The sequence below is a fragment of the Roseateles sp. AC306 genome, assembly GCF_979253795.1.
In genome coordinates, this window is record NZ_CEEDEB010000004.1 from 315,085 (window position 1) to 329,017 (window position 13,933).

The 13,933-nt window shown below is 69.5% G+C and carries 11 protein-coding genes; 7 read left to right on the top strand and 4 right to left on the bottom strand.

Annotated features, from left to right (window positions below; genetic code table 11):
• Window positions 1–58 precede the first annotated feature (58 nt).
• Window positions 59–505 carry a hypothetical protein gene (locus AC0IZJ_RS11945; RefSeq protein WP_471849897.1) on the top strand — a complete coding sequence of 149 codons (447 nt, stop codon included), beginning with the start codon at window positions 59–61 and terminating at the stop codon, window positions 503–505.
• A gap of 129 nt (window positions 506–634) precedes the next feature.
• Here the strand turns inward: AC0IZJ_RS11945 and AC0IZJ_RS11950 are convergent, their stop codons facing one another.
• Both AC0IZJ_RS11950 and AC0IZJ_RS11955 read right to left on the bottom strand, forming a co-directional pair.
• On the bottom strand, window positions 635–3,478 hold the full coding sequence (locus AC0IZJ_RS11950) for a TonB-dependent receptor domain-containing protein (protein ID WP_471849899.1): 2,844 nt from the start codon (window positions 3,476–3,478) through the stop codon (window positions 635–637).
• A 92-nt stretch (window positions 3,479–3,570) separates the two neighbouring features.
• Window positions 3,571–4,341 (bottom strand): FadR/GntR family transcriptional regulator, encoded by a 771-nt coding sequence (locus AC0IZJ_RS11955; RefSeq protein WP_471849900.1) that lies wholly within the window; start codon window positions 4,339–4,341, stop codon window positions 3,571–3,573.
• Between the two features lie 179 nt (window positions 4,342–4,520).
• On the opposite strand from AC0IZJ_RS11955, the gene AC0IZJ_RS11960 reads away from it, so the two are divergent.
• The 6 genes from AC0IZJ_RS11960 to AC0IZJ_RS11985 are packed head-to-tail and all read left to right on the top strand — an operon-like array spanning window position 4,521 to window position 10,779.
• A complete protein-coding gene (locus AC0IZJ_RS11960) occupies window positions 4,521–5,678 on the top strand; it encodes a mandelate racemase family protein (protein WP_471849902.1) in 1,158 nt (385 codons plus the stop codon).
• 8 nt (window positions 5,679–5,686) lie between these two features.
• Window positions 5,687–7,309 carry an ABC transporter substrate-binding protein gene (locus AC0IZJ_RS11965; RefSeq protein ID WP_471849904.1) on the top strand — a complete coding sequence of 541 codons (1,623 nt, stop codon included), beginning with the start codon at window positions 5,687–5,689 and terminating at the stop codon, window positions 7,307–7,309.
• The gene (locus tag AC0IZJ_RS11970) at window positions 7,306–8,313 is read left to right on the top strand and encodes an ABC transporter permease (RefSeq protein WP_471849906.1); all 1,008 of its coding nucleotides are present in this window, start codon (window positions 7,306–7,308) and stop codon (window positions 8,311–8,313) included. Before AC0IZJ_RS11965 ends, AC0IZJ_RS11970 begins: the two co-directional genes overlap by 4 nt.
• Window positions 8,310–9,197 carry an ABC transporter permease gene (locus AC0IZJ_RS11975; protein ID WP_471849908.1) on the top strand — a complete coding sequence of 296 codons (888 nt, stop codon included), beginning with the start codon at window positions 8,310–8,312 and terminating at the stop codon, window positions 9,195–9,197. Before AC0IZJ_RS11970 ends, AC0IZJ_RS11975 begins: the two co-directional genes overlap by 4 nt.
• On the top strand, window positions 9,194–10,036 hold the full coding sequence (locus tag AC0IZJ_RS11980) for an ABC transporter ATP-binding protein (RefSeq protein ID WP_471849910.1): 843 nt from the start codon (window positions 9,194–9,196) through the stop codon (window positions 10,034–10,036). The genes AC0IZJ_RS11975 and AC0IZJ_RS11980 overlap by 4 nt, the downstream gene beginning before the upstream one ends.
• A gap of 5 nt (window positions 10,037–10,041) precedes the next feature.
• Window positions 10,042–10,779 carry an ABC transporter ATP-binding protein gene (locus AC0IZJ_RS11985; protein ID WP_471850025.1) on the top strand — a complete coding sequence of 246 codons (738 nt, stop codon included), beginning with the start codon at window positions 10,042–10,044 and terminating at the stop codon, window positions 10,777–10,779.
• A 10-nt stretch (window positions 10,780–10,789) separates the two neighbouring features.
• Here the strand turns inward: AC0IZJ_RS11985 and AC0IZJ_RS11990 are convergent, their stop codons facing one another.
• Both AC0IZJ_RS11990 and AC0IZJ_RS11995 read right to left on the bottom strand, forming a co-directional pair.
• Entirely contained in the window at window positions 10,790–11,641 is an 852-nt protein-coding gene (locus AC0IZJ_RS11990) for a J domain-containing protein (RefSeq protein WP_471849912.1), read from the bottom strand.
• A gap of 72 nt (window positions 11,642–11,713) precedes the next feature.
• Window positions 11,714–13,897, bottom strand: a complete 2,184-nt coding sequence (locus tag AC0IZJ_RS11995; protein ID WP_471849914.1) for a sodium-translocating pyrophosphatase — start codon at window positions 13,895–13,897, stop codon at window positions 11,714–11,716.
• Between the last annotated feature and the right edge of the window lie 36 nt (window positions 13,898–13,933).

Below are 13,933 nucleotides of genomic sequence, written 5' to 3' on the forward strand. Positions count from 1 at the left end.
GGGGCTGACGTATTCTTGTTTCGCCTTACCTTATCCGCCCAGCATCCAGGAGATCCTTGTGACGACATTCGTTCCGCCGTACACCGTGACCGTCACCGACACGACCGGGGGCCTTGCGCAATGCAGCTATGTCGACGGCAACAACCTGACGGTGCCGCCGGAGGCGCTGCTGACGACGTCGACGCCGGCCAACCAGAGCGGTTCGTTGCTCATCAACTTCATCGAGACGCCGGTCGAAGGCCTGAACCTGCGCCTGGTGGGTGCGGCGGTCAAGACCGTGGGCAACGACCCGACGATGAACGCCCACAACTACCTGCAGGCCGAGCGGACGGAGGGCAGCGATGGTGACTGGGTGGACGGCGTGCTGGTGCCCTGGGGGCCGAATCAGTACACGACCCGGGGGCTGGTGCTGCTGTTCGCGCAGGTGACCAACTCCGGCGACATGGTCAACTTCTTCCCGAGCGCGGATCCGCAGACCAAGAACAATGAAGATCTGGGCGACTGACCGGTTCAGTGCGCCGGTGTCCCGGCGCTGATTGCGCCACCGCAAAAAGACCGCCGCCAGGATCGCATCGTTGCCCGCAGAGGCCGATGTGAGCGCCTGGCGGCGATTCCAAAACGGCGGCGTGTCGTGTCAGAACCGGTAGTCCGCCGTCAGCACATAGGCCCGGCCCAGCACGTCGGCGACGCTGGTCAGGTAGCCGCGGTAGGCGGTGTGGTTGGTCAGCGGCGGCTGCTTGTCGAGCAGGTTGCTGACGCCCAGCGACAGCTTGATGTTCTTGAAGCCGCTGTACTTCACCATCAGGTTGTACTGCGCATAGGACTCGACGTCGCGCGGCCCGGTCGTGCCGGCGCCGGTGGCGGCAGGCAGGTTCTGGTCCGCGATCTTGCTTTGGTAGCGCTGCGACAGCTGCACCATCCACTCCGGGGTCTGCCACGCCACCTGCGCCGTGTGGCGCCAGCGGTTGTTCAGGCCGCGCGTCGCGTTGGAGAGGCCGGCGTTGGGGTTCACCGGCACCACGTCGTTGTAGTAGCCCAGCGCGGAGACCCAGTCGCCGTTGTTGACGCCTTCGGAGCGTGCGTCCCAGCGGGTCAGGTAGGCGATGTCGATGCCGCCCGACAGCGTGCCCCAGCTCTGCTTGGGGGCGATGTACTTCAGGCTGGCGTCGATGCCGGCGCCGCGCAGTGAGCCGACGTTGGACGGCGTGTTGATGACGGCGTCGCGTGAGCCCGAGGCGGACAGCACGCCCAGCGTGCCGTCGCTGTTGCGCAGGAAGAGCTGTGGATAGGCGGCGGGGTTGGCCAGCAGGTAGTCGATGGCGCGGTTGCCGATGACGCTGTCGATCTGCGTGCGCCAGTAGTCCAGCGTCAGGGTCAGGTTCTTCATCGGCTCGAAGCCCGCGCCGAAGGTCAGGCTGCGCGAGGTCTCGGGTTTCACACCGGCGTTGTTGGGCACCTTGGTGATCTGGTTGTAGCCGGTCAGGCCGCAGACCAGCTCGGGCGCGAAACCGGCCTTGGCCGTGGCGACGCCGTTCACCGTGGGGCAGTTCAGCGGGTCGTTGAAGACGGGGATCAGCGTGCGCTCGGTCTCCTTGGTGTAGATCTCGGGCAGGGCAGGGGCACGGTAGCCGGTGTTGGCCGACGCGCGCAGCACGAGGTTGCTCATCGGCGTCCAGCGGGCGCTGAGCTTGGGGTTGACGGTGGTTTCGCGGAGGTCGCCGTACTTGTCGCCGCGCACCGAAGCGTTCAGCGTCACGTCGCGGCGCAACGGGGCATCGAGCTCCGCGTACAGCGAGGTGATGGTGCGGCCGATCTTGGTGCTGGTGGCGGAGGTGGCGCCGCTGGCGAGGTTGTCGCCGCCCAGCAGGTCGATCTGGCCATTCAACGCCGTCGACAGGTCGTTGGCGGCCTGGCCGATGGGCTGCCAGCTGTCGCGGCGCAGTTCGCCGCCGACGGCCAGCATCATGTCGCCGCCGGACAGCTTCATGACGCTGCGCGAGAAGGTGGCGTCCAGGCTGGCGTTCTCGGCCTTGTGCAGGCGCAGCGTCTGGCCGTCCAGCGAGGCGCCGTCCAGCAGTGCCTGGCCGGCGGCGTCCTGCAGGCCGAAGGGGTTGAGTTTGGGGTCGAGGAACAGCGTGCGTGACGTGGTGCCCTGCACCGTCGCGATGCCGGTCACCTTCAGCCAGCCCGAGCCGGCCTTGGTGTCGCGTTTTGAGCGGCCGTAGTTGAGGCCGGTGCGGTAGTCCCAGCTGCCCAGAGCGCCTTCGGCGGTCAGCACCAGGCGGTCGTTGCTGTGCACGTCATTGCGGATGCGCGCGCCGGCGTCGGCCACCGACCACAGCACGTCGATGGGCCGGCCGGCCAGGTTCAGCCCTGGCACCGCAGGCACCTTGCCGTTGCCCGGGTAGTAGGGGTGGGTGCTGGTCAACCGCACGGTGGGCGCGGCCGGGTTGTTGTACTGGTCGACCTCGAACTGGCTGTGGTTGAACTCGGCCGTGATCTGGTGGTCGCCCGGCAGCAGCAGCTTGCCCTGGGCGTAGAAGTTCAGGATGCCGTTCTTGTTGTTGAACGTCGTGTACTGCGTGTTCGCATCCAGGAAGCAGGTCTGTCGGCCGCCCGAAGTGCTGGGCACGGAGTACGGCGGCAGGCAGCCGCTGGCGTACATCGGGTTGTGGCGCACGGTGCGCAGCGCCGTGGTCGGGTTGGTGGGGTCGGTGAAGTTGCCCGGCGTGGCGTTGGCGCCCAGGCCCGGCGCGGTGCTGATGCCCAGGGCGGTGAGCGCCGAGCCGTCGGTCAGCTCGGGGCGGGCCGAGCGGGGCAGTTCCTCGCGCCTCTGGATGTCGAAGGCGGCGTAGACGTTCCAGCGGTCCTGGCCCAGGTCGCCGACACCGGCGATCAGGCCCAGCGAGCGCGTTGCGCCGCCGCCGGAACGCTCGGGCTGCATGGCCTCCACCTTGATGCCCACACCCTTGTAGGCGGGCAGCGTATAGAAGGCCTGCACGCCGCCCATCGCGTCGGAGCCGTAGCTGGACGAGGCGCCGTCGCGCAGGATGTCGACATGGCTCAGCGCCATGCGCGGCATGACGTTGACGCTGACGTACTGGTTGGTCAGCGGCTCCTTGGCCAGGCGGCGGCCGTTCAGCAGCGTCAGCGTGCGCATGGGCCCGAAGCCGCGCAGGCTGGTCATCGGCCCGGCCGTGCCGGCATTGGTGCCCAGCGAGTTCGCCTGCGGCAGCTCGAGCATCATGTCCTTGAGCTCGGTGTTGACGCGGGCGCTCAGCTCGGTGGCCTTGATCGACGTCACCGGCAGCGCGGCCTCGTCATTGATCGAGCGCCGGATGATGGAACCGGTGATCTCGACGCGCTCGATGACCTGGTTCTCCTGCGCCACGGCGAGCGAGTGGCTGCCGGCGAGGGCCAGCAGAGCCAGGGTGATGGCAGTCGGTCGGGCGCCCGACGGGCGACGGGGGTGTTGCATGCTTGTCTCCGGTGGTGGTGTCGGTATCGGTTCGGTATCGTTCGGGCAGGGGCGGCCCGGGCCTCTGCTGGGCCCGGTGGCGCGGCCAAGCTTCAGCGGCTGGCGTTCTTCATGCGTTCGCGGCTGTTGTTCAGGTGCATGAACATGGCGGCACGCGCGCCGGCGGCATCGCCGCGCCGGATGGCGTCCAGCACGGCCCAGTGCTCCTGGGCCGTGATCTCCTTGCCCGGGCGCAATTCGGGCGACGGCTCGCCGAACCGGGCGGGCTTGGCGCCGCTGCTGTTGCTGCTGTTGTTACGGCGCGCCGCCGCCTGGCGCGGGATGGTGGCGCTGCTGAGCGCGCGCAGCACATGCGAGAAATACTCGTTGCCGGTGGCTTGGGCCATCAACTCGTGAAAGCGGAAATCCGCCTCGGCGGTGGCCTCGCCGGTGCTGTGCTGGGTGTCGAAATCGTCCAGCGCGCGCTCCATGGCAGCGAGCTGGTCCGGCGTGCGCCGCTGGGCGGCAAGCGCGGCGGACTCGGGCTCCAGGCTCAGGCGCAGCTCCAGCATGGCCAGCTTCTGCTGCAGCTTCAACTCCGCAGCGGGCACCTGCTGGAACGAGGGCAGGTCGACCTTGGGCGCCAGCACGAAGCTGCCCACACCCTGCTGGGTGCGCAGCATGCCACTGGCCTGCAGCCGCGAGACCGCTTCGCGCACGACGCTGCGGCTGACGCCGAACTCCTGCATCAGCACCGGCTCGGTGGGCACGCGCTCGCCGGGCTTGAGTGCGCCGCTGGCGATGCGCTCGGAGATGCCGTCGACGACACGCTGCGACAGGCTGGGCGTGCGGTTGGACGGTGCTGAAGGGAGGCTGCTGCTCACGATGGATGGGTCGTTGAGTTATCGTCAAGTCATCGGACGACTGATGTCAGTATAGGCAAGTCATCTGATCTCTGCGCAAGCTGTTTCATTGAATTTCTCGTGGTTTACCCCAGTAATAGCTGCAATCCATCTCCTGCGACGTACACTCCAAGTCATCAGACGACTGATGAGATAAAGCGATGATCAAGATTGAAAGCGTGAACGCCGTCGAGTTCACCCACCCGACGCGCCGCTCGGTCGACGCGGCTGGCCATTCCCACCCTGGGCCTCTGGGCACGGCCCATCTGGCGCTGCTGAGTATCCGCAGCACCGATGGCGTCGAAGGCCACTGCTTTGCGCCGCCGCAGGTCGTGCGGCCGCATGTGCTGAACCAGTTCGTGCGCCGCGTGCTGGTGGGCGGCGAGGCGCTGCAGCGCGAGAAGCTGTGGTGCGAGCTGGAGCACTGGCAGCGCGGCAGCGCCGGCCAGCTGACCGACCGCGCGCTGGGCGCGGTGGACAGCGCGCTCTACGACCTGATCGGCCGCACGCTGGGCGTGCCGGTCCATCAACTGCTGGGCGGCTACCGCAGCAAGGTGCCGGCCTACGGCAGCACCATGTGCGGCGACGAACTGGCCGGTGGCCTGTCCACGCCCGAGGAATACGCCGACTTCGCGCTGAAGCTGGTGGCGCGTGGCTACAAGGCCATCAAGCTGCACACCTGGATGCCGCCGGTCTCCTTCGCGCCCAGCGTCGCGATGGACATCAAGGCCTGCACCGCCGTGCGCCAGGCCGTCGGCCCCGACATCGAGCTGATGCTGGACGGCTATCACGAGTACAGCCGCACCGACGCGCTGCGCATCGGCCGCGCGCTGGAGGAGCTGAACTTCTCATGGTTCGAGGAAATGATGAACGAGCAGAGCACGGCGTCCTATGCCTGGCTGGCCGGTCAGCTGGACGTGCCCATCCTTGGCCCCGAAAGCCTGTCGGGCAAGCACTACGCGCGGGCCGACTGGGTCAAGTCCGGCGCCAGCGACATCCTGCGTGCCGGCGTCACCGGCTGCGGCGGCATCGGCCCGACGATGAAGGTGGCCCACCTCGCCGAGTCCTTCGGCATGAACTGCGAGGTGCATGGCAATGGCGCACCCAACCTGGCGGTTTGCGGGGCTATCCGCAACTGTCGCTGGTACGAGCGCGGCCTGCTGCACCCCTTCCTCGACTACGACGAAGTGCCGGCCTACATGAATGCCATCGTCGACCCGATGGATGCGGACGGTTTCGTGGCTCTGCCGCAGGGGCCCGGCCTGGGCGAAGACATCAACTTCGACTACATCGCCAAGCACACCGTGGCCACTTACTGAGCGCCGCCATGTTCCCTGCATCTTCGTGGCCGCTGCGGCGCCGCCATCTCCCTGCGCTGCTTGCCGGAGCCTGGGGCGCAGCGCAAGCCGGCTCGCCCGACGACCAGCTGCTGATCGGCATGAGCATGAACAACCTGCTCTCGCTGGACCCCGCCGCCGCCACCGGCCTGGACGCGGCCACCGTGGCCTGCAACCTCTACGACAGCCTGCTCGAAGTGGACGCGGCCGACCCCACCCGGCTGCGCCCCAGCCTCGCCGAGAGCTGGCTGGTGGGCGAGGGCGGCCGGCGCATCACGCTGAAGCTGCGCGCCGGCCTGCGCTTTGCCAGCGGCCGGCCGCTGACGGCAGCGCACGCGGCCTGGTCGCTGCAGCGCGTGCTGACGCTCAACCTCGCCCTGGCCTCGGCCTGGAAGAGCTACGGCTACACGGCCGCCAACGCCGCCGCCAGCATCCGCGCCGAAGACGCCCAGACCCTGGTGCTGGACCTGCCCCAGCCCACCGACCCGACGCTGGTGCTGATGACACTGGCCACGTCCATGAGCGGCTATGTGATCGACCGCGAGGCCGTGCTGGCCCATGAGCAGCGCGGCGACCTCGGCCATGCCTGGCTGACCACGCATGCCGCCGGCTCGGGCGCCTTCGAGCTGGAGGAGTGGCGACCCAAGGAGCTGCTGACGATGCGCCGCTCGGCCAATTACTGGCAGGCCGCCGCCAAGCTGCGCCGCGTCGTCTTCCGCCACATGACCGAGTCGCAGACGCTGCGGCTGATGCTGATGCGCGGCGACCTGGATATCGCCGGCGGCATGTCGGCACCCGACGTGCGCGCGCTGGCCAAACGGCCCGACCTCGTCGTCGAGGAAGTGCGCCGCGCCACCCTGTATTACGTCGCCGTCAACGCCCGCCATCCGCGCTTTGCCGACGAGCGCGTGCGCCGCGCCGTGCTGCGTCATCTGATCGACTTCCAGGGCGTCGCCGGCGGCGTGCTGCCCTTCTACGGCGAGCTGCAGATGCGCCCCGTGCCGCCCGGCCTGCCGGCGTCGCTGCCCCAGCCCGGCTATGGCTTTGACCCCGCCGCGGCCCGCCGCCTGCTGGCCCAGGCCGGCCTGGCCGACGGCTTCGACACGACCATCCGCGTCATCGCCGAGGCGCCTTTCACCGGCATCGCCACCAGCCTGCAGGCCACGCTGGCCCAGGCCGGCATCCGCGCCAGCATCCTGCCGGGCACCGGCAACCAGGTCTATGGCTCGATGCGCGAGCGCAGCTTCGAGATCGTCGTCGGCCGCGGCGGCGGCGGCGGCGAGGCCCACCCGCACTCCAGCCTGCGCGCGCTGGTCTACAACCCCGACAACCGCGACAGCGCCCGGCTCAGCAACTTCCAGGGCTGGCGCACGGGCTATGCCGACGCCGAGCTGAACCGCCTCATCGAGCAGGCCCTGCTGACGCCGGACGCCACCGCGCAGGCGGCGCTCTACCGCCAGGCCCAGCTGCGTTTCGATGCGCAGGTCGGGGCCATCCAGCCCATCGCCCAGATGCTCGACACCCAGGTCCTGCGCCGCGCGGTGCACGGCTATCACGGCCATCCCAGCGGCGCCACGCGGCTGCGCGAGGTCTACAAGGAGGGTGGTGCATGACGTCAAGATTGATACGAGGAGGCACGAGCGCTGCGCTGGCCCTGCTCGGGCTCTTGCTGCTGACCTTCATGATCGGTCGCGTGATGCCGCTGGACCCGGTGCTGGCCATCGTCGGCCCCGACGCCGACCGCGCCACCTACGAGCAGGTCTACCGCCAGCTCGGCCTGGACCGGCCGCTGTGGACGCAGTTCGGCCGCTACCTGGCCGACCTGGCGCAGGGCGACCTGGGCCGATCCCTGCTGACCGGCCTGCCGGTCACGCAAGACCTGGCCCGTGTGCTGCCGGCCACGCTGGAGCTGGCGACGCTGGCCATCCTGCTCGGCGCGCTGCTGGGCGTGCCGCTGGGCGTCTGGGCGGCCACTCACCACAAGCGCTGGCCCGACCATGTCGCCCGCGTGCTGGGCCTGGCGGGCCACTCCACGCCGGTGTTCTGGTTCGGCATGATGGGCCTGCTGGTGTTCTATGCCTGGCTGGGCTGGGCCGGCGGCATCGGCCGCATCGCCCTGTCGTTTGAAGGCGAGATCCCGCGCGTGACCGGCCTGATGCTCGTCGACACGCTGCTGGCTGGCGACTGGGCCGCCTTTCGCAGCGCGCTGCGCCATCTGCTGCTGCCCGCCTGCGTGCTGGGCCTGCACTCCATGGCCTACCTCAGCCGCATGACGCGCAGCTTCATGCTGGCCCAGCTCAGCCAGGAATACATCACCACGGCGCGGGTCAAGGGGCTGAGCCAGCGCCAGGTGGTCTGGGGCCACGCCTTCCTGAACATCCGCGTGCAGCTGCTGACCATCCTGGCCCTGGCCTACGGCGGCCTGCTGGAGGGCGCCGTGCTCGTCGAGACCGTGTTTGGCTGGCCCGGCTTTGGCAGCTACCTGACCGGCAGCCTGCTGCTGGGCGACATGAACGCGGTGATGGGCTCGGTGCTCGTCATCGGCCTGCTCTTCGTCGCGCTGAACCTGACCGCCGACGCGCTCTACCGCGTGTTTGACCCGAGAGCCCGTTCATGACCGCATCCGCTTCCGTCGCTCCCCTTGGGGCCTGGCAGGCCTGGCGACTCGAGACCACCGCCACCGCGCGCAAGCTGCTGGCCAACCCGCTGACCGCCGTCGGCGTGGCCGTCATCGCGCTGCTGGTGGCCGTGGCCTTGTTCGCGCCCTGGGTCGCCAGCCACGACCCGCTGCGCCAGGACCTCGCCGCGGCGCTGCTGCCGCCCAGCCCGGCGCATTGGTTTGGCACCGACGAGTTCGGCCGCGACGTCTTCAGCCGCCTCGTCCACGGCACGCGCATCACGCTGTTCATCGTCGTGCTGGTGACCGTCGTCGTCGGCCCGCTGGGCATGGGCATAGGCGTCGTGTCCGGCTACTTCGGCGGGCGCGTCGACATGGTGTGCATGCGCGTGGCCGATGTCTTCCTGTCCTTCCCCAGTCTGGTGCTGGCGCTGGCCTTCGTCGCAGCGCTGGGCCCGGGCCTGGACCACGCGGTGCTGGCCATCGCGCTGACCGCCTGGCCGCCCATCGCCCGCCTGGCCCGCGCCGAGGCCATGACGCTGCGCAACGCCGACTTCATCGTTGCCGCGCAGCTGCAGGGTGCCTCGCATCTGCGCGTGCTGTGCCGGCACCTGGCGCCGCTGTGCCTGCCCTCGGTGCTGGTGCGGCTGACGATGAACATGGCCTCGGTCGTGCTGACTGCCGCCGGCCTGGGCTTCCTGGGCCTGGGCGCCCAACCGCCGCTGCCCGAGTGGGGATCGATGATCTCCGAGGGCCGCCGCTACATGCTGGACAGCTGGTGGACCGTGGCCGCGCCGGGCGCCGCCATCCTGGCCGTCAGCATGGCCTTCAACCTGCTGGGCGATGGCCTCAACGACGCGCTCGACCCGCGCCAAAGTTCATGACCACGTCTCCCTTGCTCCAAGTCGAGGGCCTGCAGGTGGCCTACGGCAGCCCGGCAGCGCCTGTGCCCGTGGTGCGCGGTGTCTCCTTCAACCTCGGCCGCGAGAAGCTGGCCGTCGTCGGCGAGTCCGGCTCCGGCAAGACCACCGTCGGCCGCGCGCTGCTCAAGCTGCTGCCGCGCCAGGCCCGCATCAGCGCCGAGCGCCTGCAGTTCGACGGCATCGACCTGTTGCAGGCCGGCGAGCGCGACATGGCCGCCCTGCGCGGCCGCCGCCTGTCCATGATCATGCAGGACCCGAAATACTCGCTGAACCCGGTCATGAGCATCGGCCGGCAGATCGGCGAGGCGGTGCAGCGCGGCAGCAAACTCTCGCGCGCCGAGTGCGACGAGCAGGTCGAGGCGCTGCTGGCGCGGGTGCGCATCCGCGAGCCCAGGCGCGTGGCCGCGCAGTACCCGCACGAGGTCTCGGGCGGCATGGGCCAACGCATCATGATCGCGATGATGCTGGCTCAGCGCCCGCAGCTGCTGATCGCCGACGAGCCGACCTCGGCGCTGGACGTGTCGGTGCGCCAGGAAGTGCTGGGCCTGCTCGACGAACTGGTGGCAGAGCAGGGCCTGGCGCTGCTCTTCATCAGCCACGACCTCAACCTGGTGCGGCGTTTCTGCGACCGCGTGCTGGTCATGTATGCCGGCCGCGTTGTCGAGACGCTGGCGGCGGCCGACCTGGCCCACGCGGCTCATCCCTACACGCAGGGCCTGATGGCGGCCCTGCCAAGCCTGCAGCAGCGTCGCGCCGTGCTGCCGGTGCTGCAACGTGACGCGGCCTGGAGCGTGGCATGACGGCGATGTTGTCGGTGCAGGGCCTGCACCTGTCCTTCGGCGAGGGCAACGAAGCGCGCGCGGTGCTGCATGGCGTCAGCTTCGAGGTGGCGCGCGGCGAGGCGTTCGGCCTGGTCGGCGAGTCGGGCTCGGGCAAGACCAGCGTGCTGCGTTGCCTGGCCGGGCAGTACCGCCACTGGCGCGGCGACGTGGCGCTGGCGGGGGAGGCCTACCGCGGCGAGCGCAGCCCGGCCCATGCGCGCCGTGCGCAGATGGTGTTCCAGGACCCCTACGGCTCCCTTCACCCCCGCCACACCGTGCGCACGGCCCTGGCCGAGCCGCTGCAGGTGCAGGGCCTGGACCGCATCGACGAACGCATCGACGAGGTCCTGCAGCAGGTGGGCCTGCCGCTGGCCTTCCGCTTTCGCTACCCCCACCAGATCTCCGGCGGCCAGCGCCAGCGCGTCGCCATTGCCCGCGCCCTGATCCTGAGGCCGCCGCTGCTGCTGCTGGACGAGCCGACCTCGGCGCTGGATGTGTCGGTGCAAGCCGAAGTGCTGAACCTGCTCGCCGACCTGCGCGCCCGGCATGGGCTGACCTATCTGCTGGTCAGCCACGACCTGGGCGTCGTGGCCCATCTGTGCGACCGTCTGGCCGTCATGCAGCAGGGCCGCATCGTCGAGACGCTGAGCCGGGACGCCCTCTGCCAGGGTGAGGCGCAGCACGACTACACGCGCATGCTGATCGCGGCGGCCGACGCCTGAGCCGCAGCCGTCAACCCAGGCCCAGCCCCGTCAGCCGCTGATAGCGCTTGCGCAGAAAGTCGGCGGCCAGGCGCGCATCGCCGCCGACGCGCTCGCCGATGTAGAGCTCCTGGCGGCGCTCCGCGATCTGGGCGCGCAGCCGCGCGGCCATGATGTCCAGCGGCTTCATGCCGCCGGCCTCCGCGCGCTCGATGGCGACGCGCAGCTGATGCATCTGCAAACCCTGCAGCACCAGCGTCTGCGCCTGCACGATACGGATGCGGCCCTGCACCATGTGTTCGCACAGGCCCAGCCAGGCGCGCACCGCATCGGCCGGGCCGCCGATGACCTTCTCGGGCAGCTCACCGGCCGCCAGCAGCAGCGTCTCCAGCTTGTAGCGGTCGGCGCGCTCGTAGGCGTCGTTGACGGCCATCATGCGTTGCTCGCAGACCTCGCGCTCCGGGCCTTGCGGCGCCATGTCGGGGTGAAAGCGCCTGGCCGCACGGCGGTACAGCGTCTTCAGCGTCGGCGGCGGCAGGTCGGTCAGCGGGCCGGTGGGTTCGGGCGGCAGAGGCGTGGCGGCGGGCAGGGCGGCCACCTCAGGCCAGGCCTTGGCGCGCGGCGAGGCGGGCAGGGGGGCTTCGACGCCCTGGCGCTTCAGCGCCTCGGACAGCAGCGAGGTGGCCTGCTGCAGCTGCGCCTCCAGCTCGTCGAGCTCGCGCATCAGCGGGCCTAACGCATCCAGATAGCGCAACCGGAAGCCCAGCAGCTTGGCGCGGGCGCCGTCGTGGTCGGCCTCCAGCACGGCGAGGTAGCGCTGCAAGTCCAGCAACTGCTCGCGTCGCCGCGTCAGTTCGTGTCTTGTGATCGCTGTGCTCGCCATGGGCAGGATTTTGCCGCGTGCCAGACGTGGAAACGGCCTGCAAGCAGGCCGTTTGAGCAGGTTTACGCCGCTTTATTGCGAGGCAGCAGAAGCGGGCAGTTCAGCCGGCAGTTCGGCCATGCTGGCTGCCGGTGCAGCCGGGGCAGTCACCACCGCCTGGGTAGGCGTGGGCGCGTGGCTGCCCACGGGCACGGGCAGCAGCGGCACGATCAGCAGGGCGACGATGTTGATGATCTTGATCAGCGGGTTCACGGCCGGGCCTGCGGTGTCCTTGTAGGGGTCGCCCACGGTGTCGCCGGTGACGGCGGCCTTGTGCGCCTCCGAGCCCTTCTTGTGCAGCACGCCATTGCTGTCGGTGAAACCTTCCTCGATCAGCTTCTTGGCGTTGTCCCAGGCGCCGCCGCCGGTGCACATCGAGATGCCGACGAACAGGCCGGTGACGATGGTGCCCATCAGCAGACCACCCAGCGCCGCCGGGCCGAGCACCAGGCCGACGATGATCGGCGCGGCCACGGGCAACAGCGACGGCACGATCATTTCCTTGATGGCCGCCGTGGTCAGCATGTCGACCGCGGCGCTGTAGTCGGGCTTGCGCTTGCCGGCCATGATGGCGCCGTCGGCGAACTGCTTGCGCACCTCGACGACGACGGCCCCGGCGGCACGGCCCACGGCTTCCATTGCCATCGCGGCGAACAGGAAGGGGATGAGACCGCCAAGGAAGAGACCCAGGATGACCTTGTGGTCTGACAGCGAGAACACCTCGTGCAGCCCGCGGGCTTCCAGCGCGTGGGTGTAGTCGGCAAACAGCACCAGCGCGGCCAGGCCGGCAGAGCCGATGGCATAGCCCTTGGTGACGGCCTTGGTGGTGTTGCCCACGGCGTCCAGCGGGTCCGTCACGTCACGCACTGACGCCGGCAGCTCGGCCATCTCGGCGATGCCGCCGGCGTTGTCGGTGATGGGGCCGTAGGCGTCCAGCGCGACGACGATGCCGGCCATGCTGAGCATGGACGTGGCCGCGACCGCAATGCCGTACAGGCCGGCCAGCGCGAAGGCTGAGTAGATGGCCGCGCAGACGAAGAGCACCGGCCAGGCGGTGGACTTCATCGATACGCCCAGGCCGGCGATGACGTTGGTGCCGTGGCCGGTGGTGGAGGCCTGGGCGACGTGCTGCACCGGGTGGTACTGCGTGCCGGTGTAGTACTCGGTGATCCAGACCATGGCCGCCGTCAGCACGAGGCCGACGACACAGGCGCCGAACAGCGCCATCGCGCTCGTCGTGCCGCCCGCCGTCAGCTCGATGGGGTCAGGGAACATTGCCCGGGTGACGAAGAAGAAGGCGATCAGGCTCAGCACGCCGGCCACGATCAGGCCCTTGTACAGCGCCGGCATCACGTTCTTCATGCCGGGGCTGGCCTTGACGAAGTAGCAGCCGACGATGGACGCGAGGATGGACACGCCGCCCAGCGCCAGCGGGTAGACGACGCCGGCCAGTGCGCTTGTGCCGGTGATCATCAACGCGCCGAGCGCCATGGCGGCGATCAGCGTCACCGCGTAGGTCTCGAACAGGTCGGCCGCCATGCCGGCGCAGTCGCCGACGTTGTCGCCCACGTTGTCGGCAATCACGGCCGGATTGCGCGGGTCGTCCTCCGGGATGCCGGCCTCGACCTTGCCCACCAGGTCGGCGCCGACGTCGGCGCCCTTGGTGAAGATGCCGCCGCCCAGGCGCGCAAAGATGGAGATCAGCGACGAGCCGAAGGCCAGGCCCAGCATGGGCTTGAGCGCCGTGCTGTCATGCCCGCCACCGATGGCGAGGTAGAAGCCGCCGACACCCAGCAGGCCCAGGCCCACGACCAGCATGCCGGTGATGGCGCCGCCCTTGAAGGCCACGTCCAGAGCCGGGCCGATGCCCTTGGAGGCGGCCTGTGCGGTACGCACGTTGGCGCGCACCGAGATGTTCATGCCGATGAAGCCGCAGATGCCTGACAGCACCGCGCCGATGACGAAGCCGACGGCCGTCGTCAGGCCCAGGCCGGGCACCACCGCAATCGCGATGGCGAGCACCACGCCGACGATGCCGATGGTGCGGTACTGCCGGCCGAGGTAGGCGGCGGCGCCCTGCTGGATCGCCGTGGCGATCTCCTGCATGCGGGCATTGCCCGCGTCTTGGCTCAGGATCCAGCTGCGTTGAATGAAGCCATAAAGAACGGCCGCGAGGCCGCAAGCCAGCGCGAAGTACAGCGCCATTTCCGTCGACATGTATGAGTCTCCTGTTCAGCGTGTGATTCATGACCC

What these genes read in the sequence shown, in the direction of transcription:
- AC0IZJ_RS11950 (WP_471849899.1), bottom strand. Translation starts at nt 3,478, where the DNA reads ATGCAACACCCCCGTCGCCCGTCGGGCGCCCGACCGACTGCCATCACC.
- AC0IZJ_RS11960 (WP_471849902.1), top strand. Translation starts at nt 4,521, where the DNA reads ATGATCAAGATTGAAAGCGTGAACGCCGTCGAGTTCACCCACCCGACG.
- AC0IZJ_RS11965 (WP_471849904.1), top strand. Translation starts at nt 5,687, where the DNA reads ATGTTCCCTGCATCTTCGTGGCCGCTGCGGCGCCGCCATCTCCCTGCG.
- AC0IZJ_RS11970 (WP_471849906.1), top strand. Translation starts at nt 7,306, where the DNA reads ATGACGTCAAGATTGATACGAGGAGGCACGAGCGCTGCGCTGGCCCTG.
- AC0IZJ_RS11975 (WP_471849908.1), top strand. Translation starts at nt 8,310, where the DNA reads ATGACCGCATCCGCTTCCGTCGCTCCCCTTGGGGCCTGGCAGGCCTGG.
- AC0IZJ_RS11980 (WP_471849910.1), top strand. Translation starts at nt 9,194, where the DNA reads ATGACCACGTCTCCCTTGCTCCAAGTCGAGGGCCTGCAGGTGGCCTAC.
- AC0IZJ_RS11985 (WP_471850025.1), top strand. Translation starts at nt 10,042, where the DNA reads ATGTTGTCGGTGCAGGGCCTGCACCTGTCCTTCGGCGAGGGCAACGAA.
- AC0IZJ_RS11990 (WP_471849912.1), bottom strand. Translation starts at nt 11,641, where the DNA reads ATGGCGAGCACAGCGATCACAAGACACGAACTGACGCGGCGACGCGAG.
- AC0IZJ_RS11995 (WP_471849914.1), bottom strand. Translation starts at nt 13,897, where the DNA reads ATGTCGACGGAAATGGCGCTGTACTTCGCGCTGGCTTGCGGCCTCGCG.